Below are 768 nucleotides of genomic sequence, written 5' to 3'. Positions count from 1 at the left end.
GATGCCCGGGCTGGTGGCGACACGCCTCGTGGCGCGCGCGCCGTCGCCGGACGGGCCGGTGCAGATCGCGCTGGAGGCGACGCGCGCGGGCCTGGCGCTCAGCGGCACCGCGACCGTGGAACCGCTCGCCGCGCTGCTGCCCTGGCAGCCCGCCCGGCCGGCGCGTGTCACCCTGGACGCCTCCGCGGCCGGCGCCACGCTGAACGCCACGGGCACCCTGGCGCAGCCGCGCAGCCTCGCGGGGGCGGCCTTCGATGTGCGCATCGCCATCCCGGCGCTGGCGGCACTCGAGCCGCTGCTCCCCGCACCGCCGCCGCCGCTCACCGATGTTGCCATCGAGGCGCGGCTGGAGGCGCCGGGTGCGGCCACGGGCGCGCTGCGCATCCCGTCCTTCCGGATCGCCTCGCCCGCCCTGCAGGCGAGCGGGGAACTGGCGCTCGAGCCCGGACGGCCGCTCGGCGTCCGCGGGCGGATCGCAGCCGAGCGCATCGACGCCGATACCCTGGCCGAGCGCATCGCCGCAGCGCCTGCCGCGCCCGCCGCGGCGGCGACCGTGCCTGCCCCTGCCGGCCCGCCCCCCACCCCCGCAGCCCAGGGCCGCGTCATCCCGGACCTGCCGCTGCCGGTCGCGGTGGCACGGGCCTATCGCGGCGAAATTGCCTTCACCGCCGACCATCTGCTGCTCGGCGGCACGGATTGGCGGCAGGTGCGCGGCACGCTGGCGATCGCCGGCGGCACCGCGCGGCTGCGGCCCTTCGAGGCGGTCAC

General features: G+C 79.0%; 1 pseudogene. It reads left to right on the top strand.

The window, feature by feature from the left end:
* Window positions 1–13 precede the first annotated feature (13 nt).
* A pseudogene (locus HW578_RS27250) lies at window positions 14–768 on the top strand (hypothetical protein); the annotation flags it as partial.

The organism is Roseomonas rosulenta, from assembly GCF_016106005.1.
Classification (GTDB): domain Bacteria; phylum Pseudomonadota; class Alphaproteobacteria; order Acetobacterales; family Acetobacteraceae; genus Neoroseomonas; species Neoroseomonas rosulenta.
The sequence above is the reverse complement of the archived record's forward strand: the minus strand, read 5'-3'. Positions and strand labels throughout refer to the sequence as shown.